The sequence below is a fragment of the Bacteroidota bacterium genome, from assembly GCA_034723125.1.
In the GTDB taxonomy this organism is placed as follows: domain Bacteria; phylum Bacteroidota; class Bacteroidia; order CAILMK01; family JAAYUY01; genus JAYEOP01.
This window is the reverse complement of the sequence record JAYEOP010000302.1, coordinates 1-2791: the sequence shown is the minus strand read 5'-3', so window position 1 is coordinate 2791 and position 2791 is coordinate 1. Positions and strand designations below refer to the sequence as shown.

The following is a 2791-nucleotide window of genomic DNA, read 5'->3' as shown; positions in this document are numbered from 1 at the left end:
AAGAATTAACAGCAGTTATTCCAATAATATTTTATCACGGAAAGAAAAAATGGGATAATAAAGGATTTGAAGAATACTTTGGAAATATTGATAATGAGTTACAAAACTTCATACCAAAATTTGATTACGAATTAATTGATACATCAACATATTCAGACAAAGAATTAAGAGAACATTTTGATAATATTGAATTACAGGTAGGTCTTCTAATAATGAAGAATATCTTTAATGAACAGAAAATGCTTGAACAGATTGGGCATTTATCTGAGCAAATAAATGAATTATTACGAACCAAAGAGGGAAAAGATTTTTTTGATAGTATATCTGTTTATATGCTAAACTCAACAGAAATCACTTCTGATAAATATAGAGAACTTATGGAAACTATTTCAACACAAGCAGAACAACAATTTGTTTCAACTGCCCAAAAATTAGAATATAGAGGAATAGAAAAAGGAATTGATAAAGAAAGAAAAAGAATTGCTCTTAAACTAATATCTAATGGACACTCTAACAAATTAATTATTGAAACTACTGAATTGAATGAAAATGATATTGAAAATTTAAGAGAATTGTATAGATTAAACAAAGAATAAAAGCACTTAACACCTAAGCATATAAAAACCCATAGTGCATGGCCACCTATGGTTTTTATGTGCGTTGTTGAGCCTGCCTGCCAAGGCTCGACAGGCGGGCAAAACCAAAAGTTACACAGTGCTTATATGTAATTTTAATAAATGATGAACTTTGAGTAAAGTTAAATTTTTTCGGGTAATTTTAAAATTAGTGATTGTATTTTGGCAACATTTCATTTTTTTTGATACTTTTTTATTTTAAATAATTCATTTTTATTGAATTTTAAGTTAAATTTTAATTTTTGCACATAATTCTTCCATTGATGTTTATTTCTTTAAATTTCTGATAAGTTTTTAATCATAAAATTAACAAGCAATTAACACGGATTTTCACGACTATAATTAACCGTACTTAGTGCCTCTAAGAAAACTATCAAATTTTATGATTTCTAAGATTTTTGACCTGCCTTTGCCGTCAGGCAGGTGAGATTTTTATTTTTTGAGACGAGGCGATGCCTTAGCATCAGTGAGTTGAGAAAGATAAAAATATCGCAAAAAGATAGGAATCTAATTTTGCAGAGTTTTCTTAGAGACACTACTTAACCCAACTTGGCTCTCCTGCACCCTACAAAAAAAATACCCTCTTTTTTTGAGGATAATAAATCGTAACGAACTCATAATCAGTAATACTTTTTTGTCATCGTCATTTGTAGTGGGGTACGGTCTTTGGCTTTGTCAATAATTGTTTTTATCGTTGTGCCATAGCTTTTTTTTTAAAAAAACTAAGGTCGTTAAATTTTTTTTAGGTGGATACTTTTCGGTTAATATATAGGGGGGGGCTGATAGTTTATACTAATTTTAGTATCTTTGAACAAAATTTTAGTATAAACTATCAGGCTCTACTCTAACAGTGCATTATAAAAACAGAAAAGTTGCAACATTTTGTTAATTTTAAAATATGAAAACAAAGACACAATATATAAGTCAATTGATTCGACATTACATTAATGCAATTGACCCAAAAGCAGAAGTGATTCTATATGGTTCTCGTGCTCGTGGAGACGAACGACCTAATTCGGATTGGGATATTCTCGTACTTACAGATTATTCAATTGACTTAGTAACAGAACGAAAATTTAGGAATAAACTTTATGACTTGGAACTGGAAACAGGCGAGCCTTTATCAATATTTGTTTACTCAAAAAATGACTGGCAGACTAAGCAGCGGATTACCCCATTTTATGAAAACGTAACACAAGAAGGAGTTCGAATATGACAAATGAAGAAAGACATGAATACGTTAAATACAGGATTGAATCTGCACGTAAAACATTTGAAGCAGCAGAAATTCTTTCTGATAACGGATTCTGGAATTCGGCAGTAAATAGATTGTATTATGCAGTATTTTATGCAGTTAATGCTCTATTGGTGCTAAATGAAATCCAGACTAAATCACATTCAGGAACAAAAAGCCAATTTTCACTTCATTTTGTAAAGACTGGAAAATTTGATAAAAAATACGGATTACTTTTGTCTGAACTGTTTGACTGGAGACAGAAAGGCGACTATGAGAACATTTTTGATTTTAACAGTGATTTGGTAGAACCACTATTTGAACCAGCTATCGAAATAATTGAATTGATTGAAGATGAAATAAATACCGCCCTGTAGCAATATAAGAAATTGGGCGGAAAGTGGTAAATATGAACGAATTAACAATAAATAAACGGCATAGTAAATTGAAAGTTTGGTGTTCCAAAATGACCAACTTTTAATATTGCCACCGTCAGACTGTCTAAAAACTATTAAAAAGCAAATCATTTTTGAGCAAAGCAGAAATAGCTTTATATTTGACAAAAATTTAATCGGTGGTTTAGGGTTCTAGACAGACTGCCGTTAGCATTCAGGTAAAAAAGAGGAATAAACGATATGGAAAGAATAAATAATGAAATTGCATTTGACTTATTCAGGAAATGGACTAAGAATGCGACACTTGATTATCCTACTAATGATTTTACGATAATTGATGAAACAATTTTAGTTAATGATCTAAAAGACACTTTAAATTCATCCATAAGAAGTCTTGTAAAAGAAGAAAAAAATGAAAAAAGAAAAATTTTGGGTTATGATTTTGGATTTATTATAGGTTTCATTCAAGGAAATTTAAATAAACATTGGTTCAATGAATATATAATAAAAAGGACAGATTTATATAA

Annotated in this window: 4 protein-coding genes; all 4 read left to right on the top strand. The window is 29.8% G+C overall.

Annotation, left to right across the window (positions count from 1 at the left end; all coding sequences use genetic code 11):
• Positions 1 to 596 (top strand): Rpn family recombination-promoting nuclease/putative transposase (locus tag U9R42_08280; protein MEA3496017.1); only part of this gene is annotated, 596 nt, incomplete at its 5' end.
• A 937-nt stretch (positions 597 to 1533) separates the two neighbouring features.
• A complete protein-coding gene (locus tag U9R42_08275; protein ID MEA3496016.1) occupies positions 1534 to 1851 on the top strand; it encodes a nucleotidyltransferase domain-containing protein in 318 nt (105 codons plus the stop codon).
• A complete protein-coding gene (locus tag U9R42_08270; protein MEA3496015.1) occupies positions 1848 to 2246 on the top strand; it encodes a HEPN domain-containing protein in 399 nt (132 codons plus the stop codon). The genes U9R42_08275 and U9R42_08270 overlap by 4 nt, the downstream gene beginning before the upstream one ends.
• A gap of 258 nt (positions 2247 to 2504) precedes the next feature.
• The coding region (locus tag U9R42_08265) for a hypothetical protein (GenBank protein MEA3496014.1) at positions 2505 to 2791 on the top strand (287 nt) is incomplete at its 3' end.